The 20,454-nt window shown below is 36.2% G+C and carries 18 protein-coding genes and 2 pseudogenes; 1 reads left to right on the top strand and 19 read right to left on the bottom strand.

Annotated features, from left to right (window positions below; genetic code table 11):
• Positions 1–8: 8 nt before the first annotated feature.
• Complete coding sequence (gene wecA / locus FHG08_RS05935) at positions 9–1,067, bottom strand: UDP-N-acetylglucosamine--undecaprenyl-phosphate N-acetylglucosaminephosphotransferase (RefSeq protein WP_178954904.1); 1,059 nt, start codon at positions 1,065–1,067, stop codon at positions 9–11.
• Between the two features lie 449 nt (positions 1,068–1,516).
• Here wecA and FHG08_RS05930 point away from each other — a divergent pair, with 449 nt between their 5' ends.
• Positions 1,517–2,623, top strand: coding sequence for an acyltransferase (locus FHG08_RS05930; protein ID WP_178954902.1), 1,107 nt, complete (start codon positions 1,517–1,519; stop codon positions 2,621–2,623).
• Here FHG08_RS05930 and FHG08_RS05925 read toward each other — a convergent pair.
• The 18 genes and pseudogenes from FHG08_RS05925 to gspG form a co-directional block, all read right to left on the bottom strand.
• A complete protein-coding gene (locus FHG08_RS05925; RefSeq protein WP_178954900.1) occupies positions 2,597–3,262 on the bottom strand; it encodes a sulfotransferase family 2 domain-containing protein in 666 nt (221 codons plus the stop codon). The two genes, FHG08_RS05930 and FHG08_RS05925, sit on opposite strands and share 27 nt — an antisense overlap.
• Entirely contained in the window at positions 3,252–4,508 is a 1,257-nt protein-coding gene (locus FHG08_RS05920) for a lipopolysaccharide biosynthesis protein (RefSeq protein ID WP_178954898.1), read from the bottom strand. The genes FHG08_RS05925 and FHG08_RS05920 overlap by 11 nt, the downstream gene beginning before the upstream one ends.
• Positions 4,498–5,145: a sulfotransferase family 2 domain-containing protein gene (locus FHG08_RS05915; protein WP_178954896.1), complete on the bottom strand. Its 648-nt coding sequence runs from the start codon at positions 5,143–5,145 to the stop codon at positions 4,498–4,500. The genes FHG08_RS05920 and FHG08_RS05915 overlap by 11 nt, the downstream gene beginning before the upstream one ends.
• On the bottom strand, positions 5,146–6,027 hold the full coding sequence (locus FHG08_RS05910; RefSeq protein ID WP_178954894.1) for a glycosyltransferase family A protein: 882 nt from the start codon (positions 6,025–6,027) through the stop codon (positions 5,146–5,148).
• A gap of 128 nt (positions 6,028–6,155) precedes the next feature.
• Positions 6,156–8,057, bottom strand: a complete 1,902-nt coding sequence (locus FHG08_RS05905) for a lipopolysaccharide assembly protein LapB (RefSeq protein WP_178954893.1) — start codon at positions 8,055–8,057, stop codon at positions 6,156–6,158.
• Between the two features lie 74 nt (positions 8,058–8,131).
• Positions 8,132–9,817, bottom strand: coding sequence for a hypothetical protein (locus FHG08_RS05900; protein WP_178954891.1), 1,686 nt, complete (start codon positions 9,815–9,817; stop codon positions 8,132–8,134).
• 579 nt (positions 9,818–10,396) lie between these two features.
• Positions 10,397–12,466, bottom strand: a complete 2,070-nt coding sequence (locus FHG08_RS05895; protein WP_178954889.1) for a secretin N-terminal domain-containing protein — start codon at positions 12,464–12,466, stop codon at positions 10,397–10,399.
• A gap of 9 nt (positions 12,467–12,475) precedes the next feature.
• Positions 12,476–13,054 (bottom strand): hypothetical protein, encoded by a 579-nt coding sequence (locus FHG08_RS05890; RefSeq protein WP_178954887.1) that lies wholly within the window; start codon positions 13,052–13,054, stop codon positions 12,476–12,478.
• Positions 13,044–13,616, bottom strand: a complete 573-nt coding sequence (locus FHG08_RS05885) for a hypothetical protein (protein ID WP_178954885.1) — start codon at positions 13,614–13,616, stop codon at positions 13,044–13,046. The genes FHG08_RS05890 and FHG08_RS05885 overlap by 11 nt, the downstream gene beginning before the upstream one ends.
• Positions 13,609–14,757: a hypothetical protein gene (locus FHG08_RS05880; protein ID WP_178954883.1), complete on the bottom strand. Its 1,149-nt coding sequence runs from the start codon at positions 14,755–14,757 to the stop codon at positions 13,609–13,611. Before FHG08_RS05880 ends, FHG08_RS05885 begins: the two co-directional genes overlap by 8 nt.
• A 5-nt stretch (positions 14,758–14,762) precedes the next feature.
• Positions 14,763–15,662 carry a general secretion pathway protein GspK gene (locus FHG08_RS05875; protein ID WP_178954881.1) on the bottom strand — a complete coding sequence of 300 codons (900 nt, stop codon included), beginning with the start codon at positions 15,660–15,662 and terminating at the stop codon, positions 14,763–14,765.
• Positions 15,659–16,342 (bottom strand): prepilin-type N-terminal cleavage/methylation domain-containing protein, encoded by a 684-nt coding sequence (locus tag FHG08_RS05870; RefSeq protein WP_178954872.1) that lies wholly within the window; start codon positions 16,340–16,342, stop codon positions 15,659–15,661. Before FHG08_RS05870 ends, FHG08_RS05875 begins: the two co-directional genes overlap by 4 nt.
• A 1-nt stretch (position 16,343) precedes the next feature.
• A complete protein-coding gene (locus tag FHG08_RS05865) occupies positions 16,344–16,775 on the bottom strand; it encodes a prepilin-type N-terminal cleavage/methylation domain-containing protein (protein WP_178954870.1) in 432 nt (143 codons plus the stop codon).
• A 1-nt stretch (position 16,776) separates the two neighbouring features.
• Entirely contained in the window at positions 16,777–17,205 is a 429-nt protein-coding gene (locus FHG08_RS05860; protein WP_198522502.1) for a prepilin-type N-terminal cleavage/methylation domain-containing protein, read from the bottom strand.
• The gene (locus FHG08_RS05855; protein ID WP_218651583.1) at positions 17,205–18,401 is read right to left on the bottom strand and encodes a type II secretion system F family protein; all 1,197 of its coding nucleotides are present in this window, start codon (positions 18,399–18,401) and stop codon (positions 17,205–17,207) included. The genes FHG08_RS05860 and FHG08_RS05855 overlap by 1 nt, the downstream gene beginning before the upstream one ends.
• A gap of 167 nt (positions 18,402–18,568) precedes the next feature.
• Positions 18,569–18,622 (bottom strand): annotated as a pseudogene (locus tag FHG08_RS19235) (hypothetical protein); the annotation flags it as partial.
• A 136-nt stretch (positions 18,623–18,758) separates the two neighbouring features.
• Positions 18,759–19,937, bottom strand: a pseudogene (locus tag FHG08_RS05850) (GspE/PulE family protein); the annotation flags it as partial.
• 113 nt (positions 19,938–20,050) lie between these two features.
• Complete coding sequence (gene gspG / locus FHG08_RS05845) at positions 20,051–20,446, bottom strand: type II secretion system major pseudopilin GspG (protein ID WP_178956832.1); 396 nt, start codon at positions 20,444–20,446, stop codon at positions 20,051–20,053.
• Positions 20,447–20,454 lie beyond the last annotated feature (8 nt).

Genomic DNA, 20,454 nt, shown 5'->3' with positions numbered 1-20,454 from the left:
CAAATACTCTAGCGGTTTGTACCAAAAAAACGACGAATATGTACACTAATACGCCAAATTCTTAGCATAAAAAAGTAATACATAATTGTGCACAAAAGAAATGAATAAAACATAATGTAGTCAGGTACATTATAAATGTCGGTTACAATACCTACCGTTGCAAACACCGTCGATATAAAGCAAATCACAACTAAAGCTTGTCTGCTGGAAAAACCCAGTCTAAGTAAAATATGATGTAGATGCTCTCTATCAGGCTTAAAGGGTGACTGACCTTTTTTGATCCTACGAGTAATGGTAGAAATTGCGTCTATTATAGGAACAGCGGCTAACCACAGTGCCGTTACAGGACTAAATGCACTTTTCTCTTGAGATTGAGACCCTTCAAGTAACAACCAAACAACAGTAAAACCAATGACTGTGCTTCCTGCGTCACCCATAAAAATTTTAAAACGCTGCCCTAAAGGGATGCCTAAGTTCATTAAAATATAAGGAACAGTTGCCACTACAATGGCAGCACAAAAGGCCATTAATTCATTTTGACCATTAAAATAAAATAAAATACCCAACGAGGTAAATGTTATTGTTGCCAAAGCCCCAAGCAGCCCATCAATACCATCGACCATATTGAAGGCATTAATAGCGCCAACAACGACAATAACAGTCATAATGTAACCAAAATAAGACAAGTTAATGCTTGTGCCACCGAACAAGGCACCAATATCATTGAAAATTAACCCGCCAAAACACATCATTAATGCGGATATAACAATCTGTAAGATCAAACGAAATCTAAAACTAATATCGTATAAATCGTCTAATACACCAATGAATAGCAAAATACTCGCACAAATTAAGTAAAGCATTGAAGAGGAAATTGTTTCGGGAAAGACAAATAAATAAGAAAAAACAACAACAAAAACCGCCAACCCACCAACCAAAGGAACAGAACCTGCGTGGTGCTTTCGAGAGTTAGGCTCATCAACTAGGTTGATAAAAATTGCAATTTTCCTAAAAATAAAGAGGCTCAAAAATGAGCATAAAAACAACCCTAAATTATTTATAATCACAATTTTTCAACCTTTTATACATGGGCTTTTGACACATTTTTATAATAACCTAGCAAACAGGCGATGTATTATAGTTGATTAAGACATAAATAAAAATAGCTTTGTATAAGTATTAGAAATTCAAAAACAAGCAAAAATACCAACAAATTCATAAGGATGAATGAGTGAAAACAAAAAAACACACTTTTTATTACTAAATTACAAAAAAGCTATACCTAATATAAATTGATTAGGATTATATCAATTTATATGAATCATTAATTTTTTATCTAAAAAGTAACTTATAAGCACTAGATTAGCTAACCCCTTTTAAACTTGAAAGTTTTAATTAATACTTAGCAAACCAAAGTCCACTACTATTAATTTCAGTTTTAAATTAGAATAGGAGGAAATTGAATTATCAATTTATATTGCAAAAAAGCTTAATCAGATTTACAACAAGGATACCAGTGGAAAAGCAAAGATATACTAACTTAGATGCATTTCGAGGGTTGGCTGCATTATTGGTTTTATTATTCCACTCCCCCTTTTTTTACGGATACAAAACAACGTTTATATCTAATAGCGACATTTTCGTTGATTTTTTCTTTATACTATCGGGGTTTGTCATTGCCCATGCATACAAAAGTAAAATCGATAGTTTAAACTTTAAAACCTATATGCAAAATCGTTTTGCTCGTATTTACCCGTTACACTTAACGTTATTATTAGCCTGGTTAATGTTTCTCTCTCTAAAACACTTACTTTATACTCAATTCAACTTGGGAAATACAGACCCTTTTATAAATAACGATTTCACTTCTTTTATTCTTAATTTATTACTCCTCAACGCACATAATTTAGATGACCAACTAACATGGAATGCCCCATCTTGGAGCATAGGCGCTGAATTTTATACTTATTTACTTTTTTTTGTAGTCGCAAAGAGCATAAGAGTCAAAAATTTACTGCAGTGGTCAATTTTTTTAATTGTTCTTGCATATACAACGCTTTATATCCTTAAACCCATCACACTTTTAAGAACATTTGATCTAGGGTTTATAAGAGCTATTGGAGGATTTTTTCTTGGTGTTAGTGTATTTATTATTAAAGAGAAAACCGAGCTAAATTACAGTTCAAAGCTTAAGGTTGCGATAATAGAGGTCGTATTATTATTAGCAGTAATAAGCTGCATAACCATTTTAGCAAAATATAAACTAGGCCAACTAACTACATTTTTAGTTTTTACATTAAGCATTTATTACTTTAGCGCATCAAACGGAGTAATTTCAACGCTCCTTAAAACAAAAACTATGCAATATTTAGGTAAAATATCCTACTCAATATACCTTACCCACTTCTTAGTCATTAATATCATTATAAATATATGGCAGTACTTTTTTGCAAAAAAAGGATTACCAATCAATACCCCTTTAGCCGATATATACAACACATCTGCTGCACCCTTTTTAAATACAGCAATAATATTAATCACATGCTTAATTTCAGCTATTACCTATAAGTTTATAGAGCAGCCATTTCAACAAAAACTAAGCGCCAAAAGAGTAGTTAAATAGCTCTATATCTTGCGCATAATAACGCTCTACAAAACGCTCGGTAATATCACAATAATAGTCCGTATAGTATTTAGCTTTAGGCTGAAAAACACTTTTAAATTTTGATGTTGTTTTATTTTTATGAGGCAGAGCAAGAGGGCTGCCGGTAATTGCCTTACTCACTTTAGCAAAGTCACTTGATAGCGTCTCAAAACGACCAATAAAATCGACTAAAAGCTCTCCTTGACGATTACAAACAAACTCAGCCTGCGGTATCACATGCCTGTACAGATCATCACCAGAGGCATAATTATCATCTTTCTCGGTTGGGAAAGACTTTAATAAAAAGTCTTTAAAAGAGCACTTATAGCCTCTGTATTTATATTCAGACAAAATGCGCTCCCAAGGATTGCGCACAAAACTAAACCGATATAATTCAGAAAAGCGCTCCTCAGTTAAATATCCGAGTTCAACATATTCATTTGCTGTTAAATGGGCCAGCCTAGGAGGGCCTAACTCTTTATTAGTATTAGCCTTAAGTAAGAATGGAGCACGTTCATGCCACTCAAACCCAGCACGCTTTAAAAACACACTTTCAATACTTTGCCCTGCTACTTTTGGAATATGAACAAATAAACATTTATCAAATTTAGAAATCATCGGCACTCATCTTAAATACTCGTTTATAAACAACGAATAAACTCACTAGGTTTTTCGCAATCATTGAAGCTGCAACAAGGCACGCCGCAGCAATACCACCATAAATAGGCGTAAATACCCACAACATTAATAAAAATAAAATGGTTATAAATAAATTTTGATATTGGTGTATTCTCTCATGCCCTGTCATTAATAAAATAACAACCGCTGAGCCACAACTTAAATTAACCCATTGGCCAATGGCTAATATTTTTATATACGTAGCAGCTTGTACATACTCTTCACCTATTAGTGAAAGCATAATATCAATACAAAAATAAACAACGAGTATTCCAGCCGTCGCTATAACGGTTAGTAAAATACGTGTTTCTCTTGCTAACTGCTTGATATTATAAAACTTACCCGCACTAAAAAAGCGAGCATAGTATGGGCTACATACCGCATTAACAGCCTGTAAAGGGTAACTAAACAGTACCGCCACTTTCAAAGCAATGGATAGCATTGCAACATCAGCCAAGCTAGCGTATTTAGCAACCAATAAATTAGCCAGCTGCTGTGTTAGCAATGCTGAAAATGCAATGACAAAATAATGCTTATTCGCCTTTCTTAATTTTTTAAGCGGAAGCGTTTTTAGGCCATCAAAGCTTGGTGTGCAATAAAAGAGAGAGGCCACGTAGGAAAAAATTAAACTAACAGCTGTACAACCAAGTACTATTTTAAACGCATGTAATGCTGTATCTGGCTTGAAAAATAGCGCGGTTAATAAAATTAGCAGGTTACTAATAAAACCAGAAAAACAAACACTATGAATAATTTTGTGTCGTGAATTTAAAACTGACGAATTAATGCTTTGCAATGCTAACAGTAAGGTTTGCATACAGATTAAGGGCAATAAGTCATTTAACCTTTCGACAGAAAACCACAAAGCTATCTGTGTATCAAAAGATAAAACCAATACCGTTAATAAGCCGCAGCTTGATAAAGCGATTACATGACTTAATACGTATAGCCTACCCAAATCTAAATCATTAAACTGTGCGCCAAAACGAACAATTAAATTTTCTAAGCCTAACTTTGCCAAGCCCGACATTAACAACGACATACTCAGGCACAAAACAAGCAAACCAAATTCGTTAACGCCAAGTTGTTGTGCAAAAAGCGCAAATACCCCCAAACTGGAAAGTGCAGTAAGTAACTTAATAGAAAAAGAGCCGGCAATAAATGCACTTAATGATTTAATTAACATCAATTGGGGTATAGCCAAAGAGCTCAAAATCAAAATAATATAATTGGTTAATCTTTTTATACTGAGCGCTTGTTAATATAGGTAAGCTCACTTTTTCAGAGCGGTTAATAAATTCTAAACTGTTTGGCAAATTATGCTTTTTAGCAAAAGCAGGCCACTGCTCAGCTAGCTTTTCAAAATGTAAAACGGTATCTATATTTAAGGCTAAATCGCTTTTGCATACAAATAAGTACTGCGGCTTAAACAATTTGTGCTGCATTATAAAGTGCATATCTAATAATACATCGACAAAGCTGGCAAAGTCATGGCTATTACTTTTAATTTTATCTGCTAATAACTTATCACTTTGTGAGCCATTACCACCTTGCAAGCTGTACTTATAAGCTGAAAATAATCGCTCTAACGGATGCCTTACAATGGCAAAGCGGTGATACTTTTTATAAAAGTAGTCATTCACCTCATTGTAATACCCCGATTCCACATGAAAGCGCCCGCCACTATCGCCTAAGGCTTTCATAACACTTGAGCCCGCATTTTTGGGAATATGAATAAAAATACACTTATATTTGTGCATATAAGGTTTATAAGGATACACGCAAAAAGGGAAGCGCTTTAATAAACGCTTTAAAATGGTCATTTACTGCCTCAACTTAGCCAAAAGAGTTTCATCAAAGCCAACCACGTTAGCTAATTGAGCATCATTGGCTGTTTTATTATGTAGCCATAAACTGTGTGCTTGTGTGCCTACAACATGCAAATAATCTTTATAAGGCGTAGGGTTTGCAACCAGTTTTATTTTTATGCCTTTTTTAAGCGTCATAAATTTAAACCAAATATCATCTGCCGTTGGGCATAGTGCCATGCATAGTTCGGTATTAGTTACTTCTTCGGCAAAGCAATTTTCAGGGTACAGCACTCCCCCTATGCCAATAGGCATCAGTAAATAACTAGGTAGTTTCTCATTGCTATCAAACTGCCATTGCGAATAAGGAGCAATATGGCCAGTAGAGTCAAACGTAACCTTATGGGCTCTGTGGCAAATAATAGCGCTTGGGTAAACTAAATGTTGTTTGTAAAGTTGCTCAATTTGATTAACGGGGTAAATAATATCGTCGTCAAAAGTAATAATGGGTACACCCAACTGCAAACGTAAACTAGGAATCAGCTTTTTGTAAGAGCGCAAATCCTCACACCAGTTAAATGTAATATATGATTCTAGTTTTTTTAGTTCAGCGGTTAGTACTTCGCCATGGGCTAACCATACTATAATTTGCTGTGGTTTAACTGTTTGGTTTAATAGACTGTATAACGTGTAATGCAGCGTTGCTATACGCTTGCCATAACTGGTTAGTGACACAACGCAATCAATACTCTCAGCCTCACCATTTTCAGCGTTGAGCGTAAGACCTTGCTGAGCCAGTAAACGCTGTTGGCTTATTAAAAGCTGCTGATGTAAAAACGCTACCCGCTGTTTTAAATAGCGCTTGGAAAAAAGCCAATATTTAACTCGTTGCCACACTTTTTTATCCAACTAAAATCAATATTTTACCAAAAACTCTTTAGCAATACAGTTTGTAAAACTAAATAGCCGCAAATAAAAGGCAGTGCTTTTTTATACAAACACAGCCATTTACAGGGACTTGTTTATTAAAACAAAGCAGTACCAAAATGATTTGCGTATTGGCTAATGTGTTTTTTAGCAAAACCAATCAATGACTCAAGCTGCTCAGTTGCTATTACGGGCACGTTATCTTGCTGATTAAACAACTGTTCTAAATGGTGCCAATATTTTAAGTTTAGTTGTAACAGTTGCTTTTCAAGTGAGTACACTTCAGCCATTAACGCAGAGTCTGTTAAGTTATCATTTAAAGCGACACTTTTCACAACCGTTGTAAGCACGTCTCGTAATTGGTTTATATTCGTTAAATCAGGGATAGATAAACTATCAAGTGTAATGCCTTTGTCTATTTTTATAATGTTAGGGACATATTTGGCCAAATGTTTTGCGCTAGCAGACACCGTCTCATTGCCAAACGGGTTATTACCCAAAACCTGCGCTTCCCGCCCATCGGCCAATTGCATGTTAACAGGTACGCTAAACAAAAAAGGTGAGCTCAAATCAACAAAGCCATAAATTAATAGCGTACTTAGCGGATCAAAATAGTTGTATTGTACGAATAACTCATCATTTTCACCTTGTCCTGCTGGTGAGCTAATACCTATTCCTTGACTGCTATCTTGATAGTAACTTGAAGCTAAACGATGGTTAATAAAATCGATTACCGATAATAGCCCAGCTTCAGAATCGCCTTCTACTTTAATATTTTGACGCGCTAATTGTTCTTTTTTATAGCCAAATATCCGTGCGCCAAGAAAGCTGTCTAACAATAACTTATCTTTTTTATTTTCAAGCTGTAGCTTATAAAAATTCATTATTTTAAATACATGTTTTTTCCCCGCCACCAAACTACTCAAAAGTTCTGGATGATTTGCCAAGCTAAAAAACACTGAGCTTTGCTGCCACTCTTTTAACTTATTAGTTTGATTATAAATGTCTACCATTAGTGCCATAGTATCATTAGCAGCAGAATTGCATTGTTGATTGTGTGGCTTACACAATAGGTTATTATTATTTACCGTTAAATCATAATCACACAATAATGGCATACAGGTAAGCGGTATATTAATTAAGGGGGTATTTTTAATTACCGGATAAGGGGTTTTAATCGATAAACCATGTTCGTTTGCCACAATATCAATTAGCGGGCTAAAAAATGCCCCTGCTTGTTCATTGGTATTGATTAACTTGTTTATTTGCTTTACTAGTATTTTATTACTTCCTTCAACGCGATAGTTTTCACGCTGGGGGGTAACTCGTTCTGTCGTGGTTTTTGGCTGCTCACTCATCAGCTCATCATACCAAGGCATAGCAGCAAACCGCGCCTTATTTGCCACTAACAAGGTCTTTAATTGCTCATTATAGCCATGCTTTTTAAGCACATTCATTAACAAGGTGACATGTGTATCTTTAAAACTACTAAGTATTAGTTGTAGTTTTTTTAATGTACTTTCAACTGCTTGAATATTACCTACCTGTATTGCGGCGTCTAGTTTCATTATATGCGCATTATCTGAGTAATCGGCAAGACTCAGCAAAGGGTCAATATAGTCAAGTACGTCGCTTGGCTGGTTATTTTGAATTGCCGTTATGCAGTATTGCTCACGGGCAAAAGCATTGTTTGCACTTGGGTCTAAATTAATTGATTGTTTGTAGGTATCGAGGATTAAATCTGGCTGCTTTAACTGATTATAAGTAACAGCTAAGTTATTTAAAAAACCAACTCTTGTTGCATTGCTTACAGAGTAATTAAGTAGCTTTTTATAAATAATCACACTTTGTTTAAGTTGCTTTAAATAAAAGCAGCAATGGGCTTCTAGCTCCAATAATTCCAATGACTCACCGTGTTGTTTAAGGTGTTTTTTAATTAATTGCTGCGCTTTTTTATATTTTTTTTTAGTGATTAAATCATTAATTAAGTCGATGGCCATATTAAAACCTATTATTTATTAACATAAAAAAAGCGGGCATAAGCCCGCTTTTTATTTACAAAATACAACTAATATTAGTTGTTAGTTTTGTAAGAACCTAAGTTGATGCGTGAAGAATCAGAGCTATCTACTTTAGCGCCTGCAAACACGTGAACGTCACGTGAAGGAACGTTAGTAACAACTTCGATTGCTGCTTTAAAGCCAGTTGCAGATGCATCGTAGCCTTCAGCTTTAAGCGCGTCAGTTACAAGTGAAAGGATGTTACGAACACCTGGTTTAACATCTTTTAAGCTAGCAGCTGGAAGTGCTTTCCAAGTTACGTCTTCGCCTTCGATCATGTAACGCATGCTTACATCACCAACGCGAGTTCCCGCATTTGTGTGGCGTAAGATTGGTTGCGTGTTAGGACCAAACGGAATGTATGGTAGTACTACTACTGAACCGTTAAGTTCCCAAGCACCTGCTGAAGATGCAGCTAGAGCTGGCATGTTAGCTGCACCGCTACCGATAGACTTGTCGCTTAACACGTCTACTTTAGCTGTGAAAGACTGTACTGGAATCATTACGTTTTCAAGTTTACCTTGGTCGTAACCAGGTACTGTGAAAGTGAATGCAGGAGCAGCATCAACAGGAGCAACTACAGTAGTTTTAACTGTTAACTCAGTATTAGTAGAGTTAAGTGCGTAACTAGCTACAGTATCGTTAGTACCAGCGTATGCTACAGCTGAACCGATTTCAGTAGAAGATAATTTACCATCTTCGTTTGCATCGATGTCATCATCAAGCATCCAAGAGAAATCACCAGCAATAACGTAAGTAGCAGTAGCCGGTACTAGCTCTAGGTTATCTGTGTTTTTCTCTACTTTAAGAGTAAGTGTATCGCCAGTGCCGTTAGCAAATTCTTGACGATCTTTACCAACATCGATGTCAGCGTCAAAAGCAGTAGTTACTTCAGCTGAGTACTGTGGTACAAGCGTAGTAATTACAGCAGCTTTTGCTACGTCAAACTGAGTACCAGATGTGTTAGTAGCAAATGAGTTAATTGTTACTGAAGTAGAGTTGCTAAGACCAGTAGAGTCTAAGAATAAACCACTTAGTTGTAATGCAGCACCGCCACGTACGAAATCGTTTTGAGCGTTAGCACCTTGAACAGTGAAACGAACTTGGTCTTCTTCGATATCTAGCACGTCGAATGTAACGTTACCTGTTGAAGTACCTAGTGTATCAACAACAATCTGAGGAGAAACTGTTTTAGAAGTATCTAATTTAGCACCAGAGATTTTGAATGTTAGTGTATCTTCGTCTTTGTAACCACCAATACCAGCAACAACTACTGGCTTGATTTCGATAGCTTTAACTGTTGAGTACTCAACACCGTCTTTAGTAGTAGCTGAAGACGTTTCAGCCGCTAAATAAACTGTACAAGCTTTAGCTGCTGTATATTCAACAACATTATTTGTGTTACCTTTAGTAGCAGTACCAAACGTAGCAGTGTGATCACTACCTGTAGTAATAGTTGCTGTTTCGATTACTGTAGCACTATATTCAGTGGCTAACTGTTCACAGTTATCATCAGTAGCACCACCAAAAACATTATCAACACCAAGGCCTGACTTTTTATCACCAATGCGCTTAACAAGAGCGGTTGCAGCATCAGCAGCAGTTGTAGCATCAGCAGATACGCCAGTTTTAACTGTTGCAGCAGTAGCAGTGATAGATACACCAGCTACAGCTAATGCTAGTAGAGTTTTCTTAAACATAATTTCATTTCCTTAAGTTTCATGAAACTGGGATAACAGTTTATTAATTTGTTAACTGCTAACCCACATATTTTTATTTTACTTAGGCCGTCGCCTAAGCAACAGCCAAACAATTAAAGCGTATAGATATTAACCCTTTAATGTCAACTAGTAATTGTTTGACTGTTCAATTTGCAATCAAAAGGTATTCCCTTAAACAAACTAGTTTAAATGATACAAATTGAACAACATGCAATTAACAAACTTGTTAACGCCAAACGAGTGTACTTAACTTTTTTAAACTAATCAACCTTTTCAGCTTAATTAAAACCATAAAAAATAGGCTATTTTTTCAGCTAATTAAAGGCATTTATAATGCATAAAGCGCACATAGTATAAAAAGCACATGACAAATTTATGACTAACATTAACTAACGTTAATGGTGCACTACGTTATGGCGTTATTAACCTTTGCAATATAAGGTAGTTGAGCAAAAAAAACTAGCTTTGCTACAAAAAACCATACTTTTAAACGAGCCAATTATTGTGTTTAACTATATAAAACCAATAATAAACTTGGCCAAGTAAACCTAAGTTTAACTAGTTAATTTTTAAGTTACTAAATGACGATTCAAATTGCTGTTTTAAATCATCCCACTCTGATGCGTTTTCAATCACCCGAGGGGTGACCATTAATACTAACTCTGTTTTATCGCCATCAATAGTATCGGCTTTAAATAACTCACCTAAAATTGGAATGCTTGAAAAAAACGGCACTGATGAATCTTGTGTGGTTCTGTTTTCGCTAATTAAACCGCCTAAAATAATGGTTTCGCCACTTTGTGCCACGACCTCAGTTTTTATCGTGCGCTCAAATACACTTGGGTTACCCGATAACGTAGAGCCATTTTTAACTTGGTTAGAGATTTTTTGGTCTATTTCCATCAGTACTATCCCTTGGGCGTTCACTGTGGGGGTAACACCGAGTTGCACACCCGTTTTACGGTATTCAATCGTGGTGGTTTGCCTGCCTGCATCGTCAAGCGGTGCACTGGTGGTTGAGCCAACAATAGGAATATCAGTGCCTATACTAATATTGGCATTCACGCCGTCTCGCACCACTAATGAAGGACGCGAAAGTATGCGTACTAACGAGTTACTTTGAAATAAACTAATATTTAGAGCGTCTACCCCGCTGGTTAGTGCGTAGGTTAAGCCTCCAAATGTTCCTGTATCACCCATAAAGGCACCCGAGGTTGAGGCGCTATAACGACCTTTGCTTTTTAAAGCAAATTCAACGCCGCGTTTAAATTCGTCAGTAAGCGATACTTCAGCAATGACCACTTCTAGCATAATTTGCTTTGGTAAAATATCTAAGCGTTTAACGAGTGGTAATAACTGTTGATACTTTTCGCCGGTGGTAAAAAATATCACCGAGTTTGAGCGCTCATCAATCACCATTTTTAAATCATCTGAGCTGGCACTTAATGCCCCTCTGCGTCTTGGTGTGTTACTGTTTTCACTAGAGGCTGAGGTGGTGTTACTTAAACGAGCACTACCGCCACCAATTAACGCCTCTAAACTTTCCCCCATATCTAGAGCGCGAGAGTATTGTGGCTGATAAATAAAGTACTGCTTTTCGGCGCTGTCTATGGGTTTATCTATTTGTTTTGCCCAGTATACTGCGCGCTCTATTAGCGCTTCACTGTTAGCAAAAAAAACTATTTTACCCTGCTTTTCAATGTTAACTGCAGTTACCGCGCTTGAGGTATCGCTACCTGTACCAAACTTAATGCCCTCTTGCTTTAATAACTCAGTCAGCTTATCAAGCAGCTCCATACCATTGACGTAAGTGGATTCATAAATACCAATTCGACGATTAACAAGCGATGGGCGATCAAGTAATTGTATTAGCTCTAATGCCTTTATTATTTCATTACGTTTACCAAAAACATTAATGCTATTACGATCGGTATCAGTTGATGACTTAACCCCTATCATTTGTCTTAAGGTGTTACTCATAGACATTTGCAGGCCATACTCATAAGGCACCATCTGCACGATTTCGCCAGATGTTTGCGGAATATCTGATACTTTATTACCGTACCCATAGGTAACGTCTTTATTACCGGTGTTATTATCTTTTTTATGGATGTAAAAAATATTATCACTAAAACGCACTGTATAACCGCGCTCATCTAATAGCTTTTCAGTTAAAAGGTATAACTTACGTTCAGTTAATGATTGTTGAATATTTAAAGTAACCGTTTGCGTATCATTTTTTATATCATCAGCCAGTATATAGCTCACTGCAAGTTGTTCACCTAACACTTGGTGCAGGTAATCTTGAAGCGTAAGCCCATCAGAGGCTATTTTTAATTCACGCTTATCACTAAACTGCTCTATCACATCGTCAGTAACCTGCGCTTTTTGTTCTGGTGTTTTAAATCCTTCAACATAATTAAACCGACCACTTTGCTGTTGTAGTTGTTGTTTTTTCTTGCCGTCAACTAATTCTGCATTTTCAACAGTGACTACTTTATCATTCGTTTTTAAGTATGACGTTTTTGGCTCGAAAACGTTGGATTGAATTTCTTGATTCGTTGTTGTACATGCAACCAAAGCAAAGCTGGTTACTACACACAGGCTTGAAAAGTGAACATTTTTCATAATAAACCTTTATTGACTCTTAGTTGCAGGCGCAATGTCTTTAAACATAGATAATATAATTTCTTGCGTTTGCTGCTCATGTTGAGCAGTTAGTTTTACTTGGGTATTATTTAATACTTCGAGTGTATAACCGTACACTTGATTTTGATCGTCAAAGCGTTTTAGTTCATGCTGCTGTTCTTTAATATTCATCACATCAATAAGTGCCACTTTTTTATTTGTTTGCTGCAATTGAATAATCGCTTTTAAAGTCAGCTTGTTGTTATCAATAAATACCTCGGTTAATAAGCCACTTTGCCTTAGTTGCTGCTCCTTGGTTAAACCTTCAGGTTCTGAGGCTGCAGTGTCTTCTGTGGCATTGGGTTTATAAACGTCATACAAGGCTATTAACTTAGCGCCCTCTTGGGCTGTAATATTATTTTTAACCTTTGCTTGCTCTATTGAAACTTCATTAATCTCAGCTTTATTAGAAATAGGCTTAATAATACGTACTGATAAATCATTTACAATCCACATCAGTGCAACTACAACACTGGCGATAATAACAGGCTCTTTTACCCTTAATAAGAGGTCATGTTTATTTATCATCTAGGTTACTCCCCTCTAGTTGCATATAATAATTACGACTTAGGAATACTGAGATAATACCTAGCTTGCCCGCACCTTGCCCACGAAATGAGAAGTTTGTTTGTGGTGTATCAGTTAAATATTGATGTTTTTTTAATGCGACTAAGTAATTTATAACTTGATAACCGCTACCCTCAAATGAATATTCAATATTATATTTAATCACTTTTTGCCCATCAGTGGGAAAACTCTCTTTCCAACCAATTCGCTTACTACGTAGGTCAAACTTTGCAAGCTCTGTTTCAATTATTTGTTGTTGTTCGCGTTTAAATACACTCTCTTCTTGCCAAGAATAAAAATACGGGGCGACATTTAGCAGTTTTTCTTCTAAATTAGCGGCTTGCTCTTGCAACGTTGCTTTGTTGTTAAGTAACGTATTAGCTTTGCTTAGCTTTCTTTGTTTAAGTTGATGCTCTGCTATTACACTGTCTTGCCAATCAATAACAGGCACAAGTATAAATTTTAGTAAAATAAGTACACCTATAAGGTATAAAGCGAGCGCATGCTTTTTTAACTCAGCCATTTTGTTCTGGCTCCTCTAAGGTAGGTTCTTCATTTTCAGGTATTATTAATTTTTCAGCGAGTTTAAAGCTAATAACAAAGCGCTCTCTTGCTCTACTTTTTATGACTGCGAAATCAAATTTAGCATCATCAACATTTGGTTCTGCGGCAATTAAATCTAAGAAGTCAGATGCTTTTTCAATTTCACCCCTTACGATATAACGACCATTTTCATAAATAACGCTTGTTAACCTAACTTGTTCAAAAACTGGGATAAGTGACACTAGCAGCCCTGTATAATCAGTTTGATTGTTAAGTATCTCAATATAGGAAAGGTAGCTTGCCTGCTGCTCTTCAACTTCAGATTGTAACCTCAGGAGTTCGCCTAGCTGCTGTTCGATAGTAGAGGTTTGATAATCTAGGTATTCTGTTTTTAATATTAAAAACAATGAGCTAACCAGTAGATAAGCACTAACAATAGCGACAGCTGGTAATGAAAGACTGACTAAAAGTTTACTTTTATCCGCTTTAGCTTTAAGTGAGGTGAACGCAACTAGCTCTTTAAAAGTTAATTGTTTAATGCCACTTTCAAAACGTGCTAGTTTGCCTTTTTGACTGAGCGTTGTTGTTGTTTCTAATTGCATGCCCACCGACATAGCGAAGCGTTTAGCTGTATTAATCACTCCTTTCAATTGGCCGCTATATGTTACTTTGCCAATTAAAGCAAAAATAGTCGAATTAACCCCTTCCTCAACTACTAACGCTTCACTCTCTCGGCACTTTTTAGTAATTAAAACTGACTCAGGAATTATGAAAAAAGGATGGTATTTAAAATCAGGTAACTGCCAGCGATTCACTATGCTTTTATCAGATTGAATTTCGCACACTAAAGTAGCTTGGTTAACTTCGGTTTGAAGCTTTAGTAGTTGTCGTAGCTCTTTTTTATCTACCACTGGGAGTGACATATGCTCCTCTGCATAGCTGCCACATGAAATGATCAATATTTTAGGCTTCTTCTTATTTTTAATCGGCTCTAAAGTAAGACCTTCTTGTTCAGTGTAAACAAACTGATAAAAATTTCCGTCATAGTAGCCAACAAAACGCCATAAGGATTTTAATAAACCGCGTATCCGCTGTTTTATTGAGTTAACATTTAAAAACATAATGATTAGTTGCGCTCTAACAGTAAGTCGTAGGGGGGAGTCTTGTTTTTTGCATAAGGAGAAATTTTTAATACAAAGTTTTTACTCAGTGAAATATTTTTATAGTTTATAAGCAGCTGAACACCAAGTCTATTCGAAGATGCAAACCTTATACCGTCTTGATATTCAATGCCGGTATATTCTTTAAAGTCACCAATATTTAATTTACCTTGCTCGCGTAACTGGGTAACAAACTCTGCCTTTTCTAGTGTACTCATAGAGGCTATAAGCTCTTTACTAGCAGACATAATATTTAAATCGCCCCGCGAGAAAACACTCAAGTTACTATATAGTACTTTTTTTTCATCTTCGGTTAAAACAAGCGCTTTTTCTATCTCTGTTATATCAACTATTTTGCCGTTTCGGATATTACTTGACATAAAGCTATCATTGCCTAGTTCTCGAGGGATGTTATCAGCATCAAGCCAATCTAGCAAGGTGTCCGTTATTTGCTTTGCTCTTTTGGGAGAGGCTCCAGAAGATGTTAATAGTTTGACTAAACGAGCGCTTGGAAAAAAGTTTACATTCAGTAATGCGGATTGATCTTGAATTTTTATTTTTACATTTTCTGACAATGGAAATGCCTGGTTATGAAAATTCCATTTGTCCTGTATTGCTCTACTCGCGGTTTGCGAAATGCTCTCGCTACTACCAATTGCAGGGTATAACAGAGACTCAGTTAACAATGTATATAACAGCTCATTTTTAGCTGAGTGCAATAATATTTCAGCCTCAGCTCTTTGTTGAGCAAGCATAGAAAGGTGAATATGCCTAGATGCTCCTTGATTCAAAAATAGAGCAAACACCGACAATAATGCAGTAATCAGTAGCACTTGAATCAGCGCGATACCTGCGGCTTGATTCATGAGTTATTTCCTAAATATAGGGTGGTATGCTGCAGCGAATCTCTGCCAGAGTCAACCTCGATCATCATTGTTTCTGAGTTAATTGTTAACGTAGTCATTATATTTAAAGGTAACAACTGCTTATTAATGCCTGAGTATTCATTTGTTACTTTTGGTTGCTCTTGTGCTTCTTTTTGTATGGACATAGAGGGCAAGTTATCCCAACCTCGGTAGGAAAAGACAAGTTCATCTATGTTTTCAAGTAGCAAGTAGTTATGTTCAAATGCGATTTCTTGCTGAGTAGTAAAAATAGACTGGTTTTTAGTACTGACTGACTGGTAAATTAAATTATACTTTTTATTTTCTTGTTGCTCTAATGTTAACCTAAAAATTTCAGGGTATTTACCAGAAAACAACCCTTGTTGCGTCACTCCAAAAAGCTTATTTTCATTGCCAACAAAAAGCAGACCTGGCCTTTTATTTTCTCTTTCATCAATAATAATATACGGGGCTACACCATGCAGTATTCTGGAAAGTAATGAAATTCCCTTACTATTTGCAAGCGTTTTATTATAAGTACCCACTTCTTCTTGCCATCGATTAGCTAACATTTGATAGCTGAAGGTGCCGGTAAAAATTAAGGCACTTAAAATAGAAATGGTAATTAACAACTCTATAAGTGTAAAACCTTTCGATTGCACTTTAATCACTCCAGTTTAATCCTGAAAAGTTATAAACTTGCGATGTTCCTTTATAATTAAGCTTTAGCTCGACTCGCCAGAGATTATATTTTTTCTCAATTTGTACAGATTTGCCTGAGTCAGGATCAAATAAATCAGGGGGTGACTTACTTTGCACAAGTACTGCATGCCAATTTGCTGTAACACCTAGAAGAACAAAAGTCCCAGAATCTTCCTGTTGAGCGCTATTACCGATGGTTTTTAATTTTCTTTCTATTTTATCAACAGCCGTAGAGACAACACTCGTTAAATGCATATGCTTTTCTGCTTTTACTGTTGAAACCAATACCCCTTTATAAACAACACCTACAATAGCAATTGATGAAAATAATATAACACTCGCGACAAGCACTTCTATAAGCGTAAATCCTGACTGTTTCTTTGTGTACTGCATGTCAGAAGCCCACATTATTTTGGTTAAATGCGTAAGGTTTATTTATTAAGTCGTTTAAATTTATAGTTAAAGGCTCGTCTCGGTAGTTTGCATTTATAGAAGTCAAGGAGACAAAACCAATATTATTAAACACGATCTCTTGCGGTTGAAAAAAAAGGTAGTCAAAGTTTTTGTTATAAATGATTGTTTGGTTATCTTCAGAAAACACACTAAGCTCTTTTCCTGCTAATTTAGCCGTTAATTGCATATCTGAAAAAAAAGCTCTTTGACTTACTGCTACTAACTCTCTTTTTAAATTTAGTAACTCAGCCTTAGCTTGTGCTTTGTCTAGCTGCTGCATAGTCAATGGCCCCACTAAGCCGACCAGGAGTGCGACTACAGCCATTACAACCATGAGTTCGATTAATGTAAAACCTTTAATTTTAAACACTATAATCCAACATCATTCATAGAAACCATGCTAAGTAGCATAATTACAACAACACCGCCTACAATCCCCCCCATGATGAGTATCATTAAAGGTTCTAATAATGTAGTCATTTTTTCGGTCCAACTTTCAAAGTCCACCCTTGAGCGATTGGCTATTTCTTCAAATACTCTTTCAAGATTTCCTGACTCTTCACCAACCTCGAGTAATGAAACAAAAAAAGCTGGATATATAGATGTTTGCTGTAAAGCTGGTGAAAGTGAACTACCTCTTTTTACTTTTTGTTTTGCGATTTCAATCTCTCTGCGCAAATGATAGTTACGAATATTACCTGCCGAAAGCCCTAGGGCTTTGTCTATAGGGATACCCGACTTAAGCATCATAGATAAGCCGCTATTGAAGCGGATTCTCTCGATAGTTATAACAGCATTTGAAATAATGGGTAACTTTAAAGATACCCCTTGCCACCACCGAAGTATTCTTGGTTGTTTTAATGAATAAATGCAAAGAAATATAGATAGTATGAGGCCCACAAATAAAAAGCCTTGGTATTGGACCATCCAGTCACTCATACTAAGCATAAACGATGTATACCAAGGCAGGTCATCAGCCCCTGCAAACATGCTCGCCATTTTCGGTATAATAAAGTTAAATATAAACACTACGCTCATTATACAAACCGCAAAAATTACGATTGGATAAGTGAGTGAGCCTATGATTTTACTGCGCAGATCTCTTTTAAATTTTAAGTCTTTTGCTAAGTCGGCAAACACTTCACTCAGATTACCTGATGCTTCACCGAGCTCAATTAAGTTACAGTACAACTCATCAAATACTTCAGGGTAATCTCGACAAGCAGATGATAAGCTATTACCCTTTTTTATCTTTTTATTTAAATCATCGAGTAACTTAGCCAAAGATGCTTTAGCTTTAGTTCGCCTGATAATATCAATCCCTTTATCTATACGAACTCCTGATTCAAGCAAAAGGCTAAGTTCTGCAGTTAAAAACTCAAGATCAGCAAGCGTAATTGCATTGCTCTTAAATAATGAGATTGCATCTGCTTTTACTTCTTCTACATGAGAAGGAAATAACCCCATTGCTTGAATTGCTGTAATAGCTGCTTGCTTGCTATCAGCTTCAGTTTCCCCTTCACTTTTTGCACCTGAGTGGTCGTAAGCTTTGTATTTAAAAAGCATAATTTAGCCTGCCACCCGTAAAACTTCAGCAATCGTTGTTTGCCCTAATACAGCTTTGTAAAGGCCATCTTCAATCAATGTTCTACGTTGCATATCATTATTATGCTTTTTTGCTTTATTTATAAAATCAGAATCTTTAGGGATGGATTTAATAGTATCATCACACGCTAAATATTCAGTAACTGCCATCCGTCCTTTATAACCTGTGAAAGAGCAGTGCTGACATCCTTTGCCTTTTTGCAAGTTTATAGCTTTAATACCAAAACGTTTTATGAAGTCCTTAAGCTTATACTTCTCGATTAATAATGTTGAATCTTCTTCTGGCTCAGAGCAATGGGAGCATATTTTTCGTGCTAATCGCTGGGCAACAATAGAAACAAGTGCAGCATTAAGTAAAAACTCTTCTACACCGAGATCCAATAAACGGGTATATGCGCTTGCAGCATCATTTGTATGCACTGTACTAAAAACTAAGTGACCAGTTAGCGCCGATTGCAATGCTATTTGAGCAGTTTCTTTATCTCGAATCTCCCCAAGCATTATAATATCAGGATCTTGACGGACTATAGAACGCAGACCCGCAGAAAAGTCAAAACCAATATCGCTATTAACTTGCACCTGATTTATTCCAGGAAGCTGGTATTCAACAGGATCTTCTAAGGTTATGATTTTAACATCGTCATTATTAAGCGCATTCAAGAAAGTATATAGAGTCGTTGTTTTACCAGAACCCGTTGGGCCAGTTAGAAGTACAACACCCGAGGTTGTTTTTATATCCTCTTTTATACACGCTTCTATGTCACTAGATAGACCTAGTACAGACATGTTATAGCGAACATTATCTTTACGCAAAAAGCGCATTACAACAGATTCACCATCGTTAAGTGGTAAAGAAGAAACACGGATATCTATTTCTTGATTAGATATTTTTAGCTCGATCTTACCGTCTTGTGGTCGTCTTTTTTCCGCGATATCCATACCCGAGAGTATTTTTAATCTTGTTACTATAGGTAATTGCATTTTGGGCGCTAGACGCTCAACCTCATGCAATACGCCATCAACACGATACCTTACACGATAGGTTCCTTCATAAGGCTCTAAGTGCATATCAGAGGCTCCCTGTCTCAGTGCTTTACCAATTAAGGAGTTAAGCAAGTTAACAGTAGGCGCCTCTGATGCAAGCTCTCTTAACTTTTCTTCTTCGTCAGAGGTTACTAGATCATCAGAATCTAACGCATCATCTATGTTTAATTTAGTAGCTAAATTTTGAATATCAGTTGCTGATGCAACATACAACCGAGCCGAAATCTCATTTTCTGCTAACCAATTATTTACAGATAAATTTAATGGGTAAAGACACGCAAAGCTCCACGTATCTTTATCTAATAATACCCAGTTATTTTTTAGTAAAAATTCTTTTTCTTTATAGCTAAGCGTTGGCAGCTCTATATCTTGCCACTCCAATAAATCAAAGAGCGGCAATTCTAAGTATAGCGAGAGCAAATGTTGAACTTGATCATCTGGAAGACTCCCCATATTAACCAAAATTTGTTCAACTCTACCACCATACTTTTGTTGATAATTTAAAGCTTTAGATAAATCTTGTTGTGTTACATTAAATTTATCTAATAGCAATTGTTCAATTGTCATCATTGGTGCACTATATCTGCATTATTATCTTCACCACCTTCTTTCCCATCAGCACCGTATGACATTAAAGTATAAGGATTAATTTTATCGTTATTAAGACTATAGACATATGGATTACCCCATGGATCTAAAGGAACATCTTTAGGTAAGTAAGGACCATCCCATCTAGGCTCATCACTACTTCTTAGTTGCTCTAATTTTGATGGGTATCGACCCAAATCAAGCCTATATGTATCAATAGCTGTTTCGAAGGCCGACATTTGAGTCGCTGCAATGCCTCTTTCTGCCGTGCTCAATTTACCGAAAAATTTGGGGGCAACTAAAGATGCCAAAAGTCCTAAGATTACGATAACTATGAGTAGTTCCATCATAGTAAAACCATTGTTTTTTTTCATTTTCATTC

The sequence above is a fragment of the Pseudoalteromonas sp. Scap03 genome, from assembly GCF_013393115.1.
GTDB lineage: Bacteria > Pseudomonadota > Gammaproteobacteria > Enterobacterales > Alteromonadaceae > Pseudoalteromonas.
This window is presented reverse-complemented; position numbering and strand designations above follow the sequence as displayed.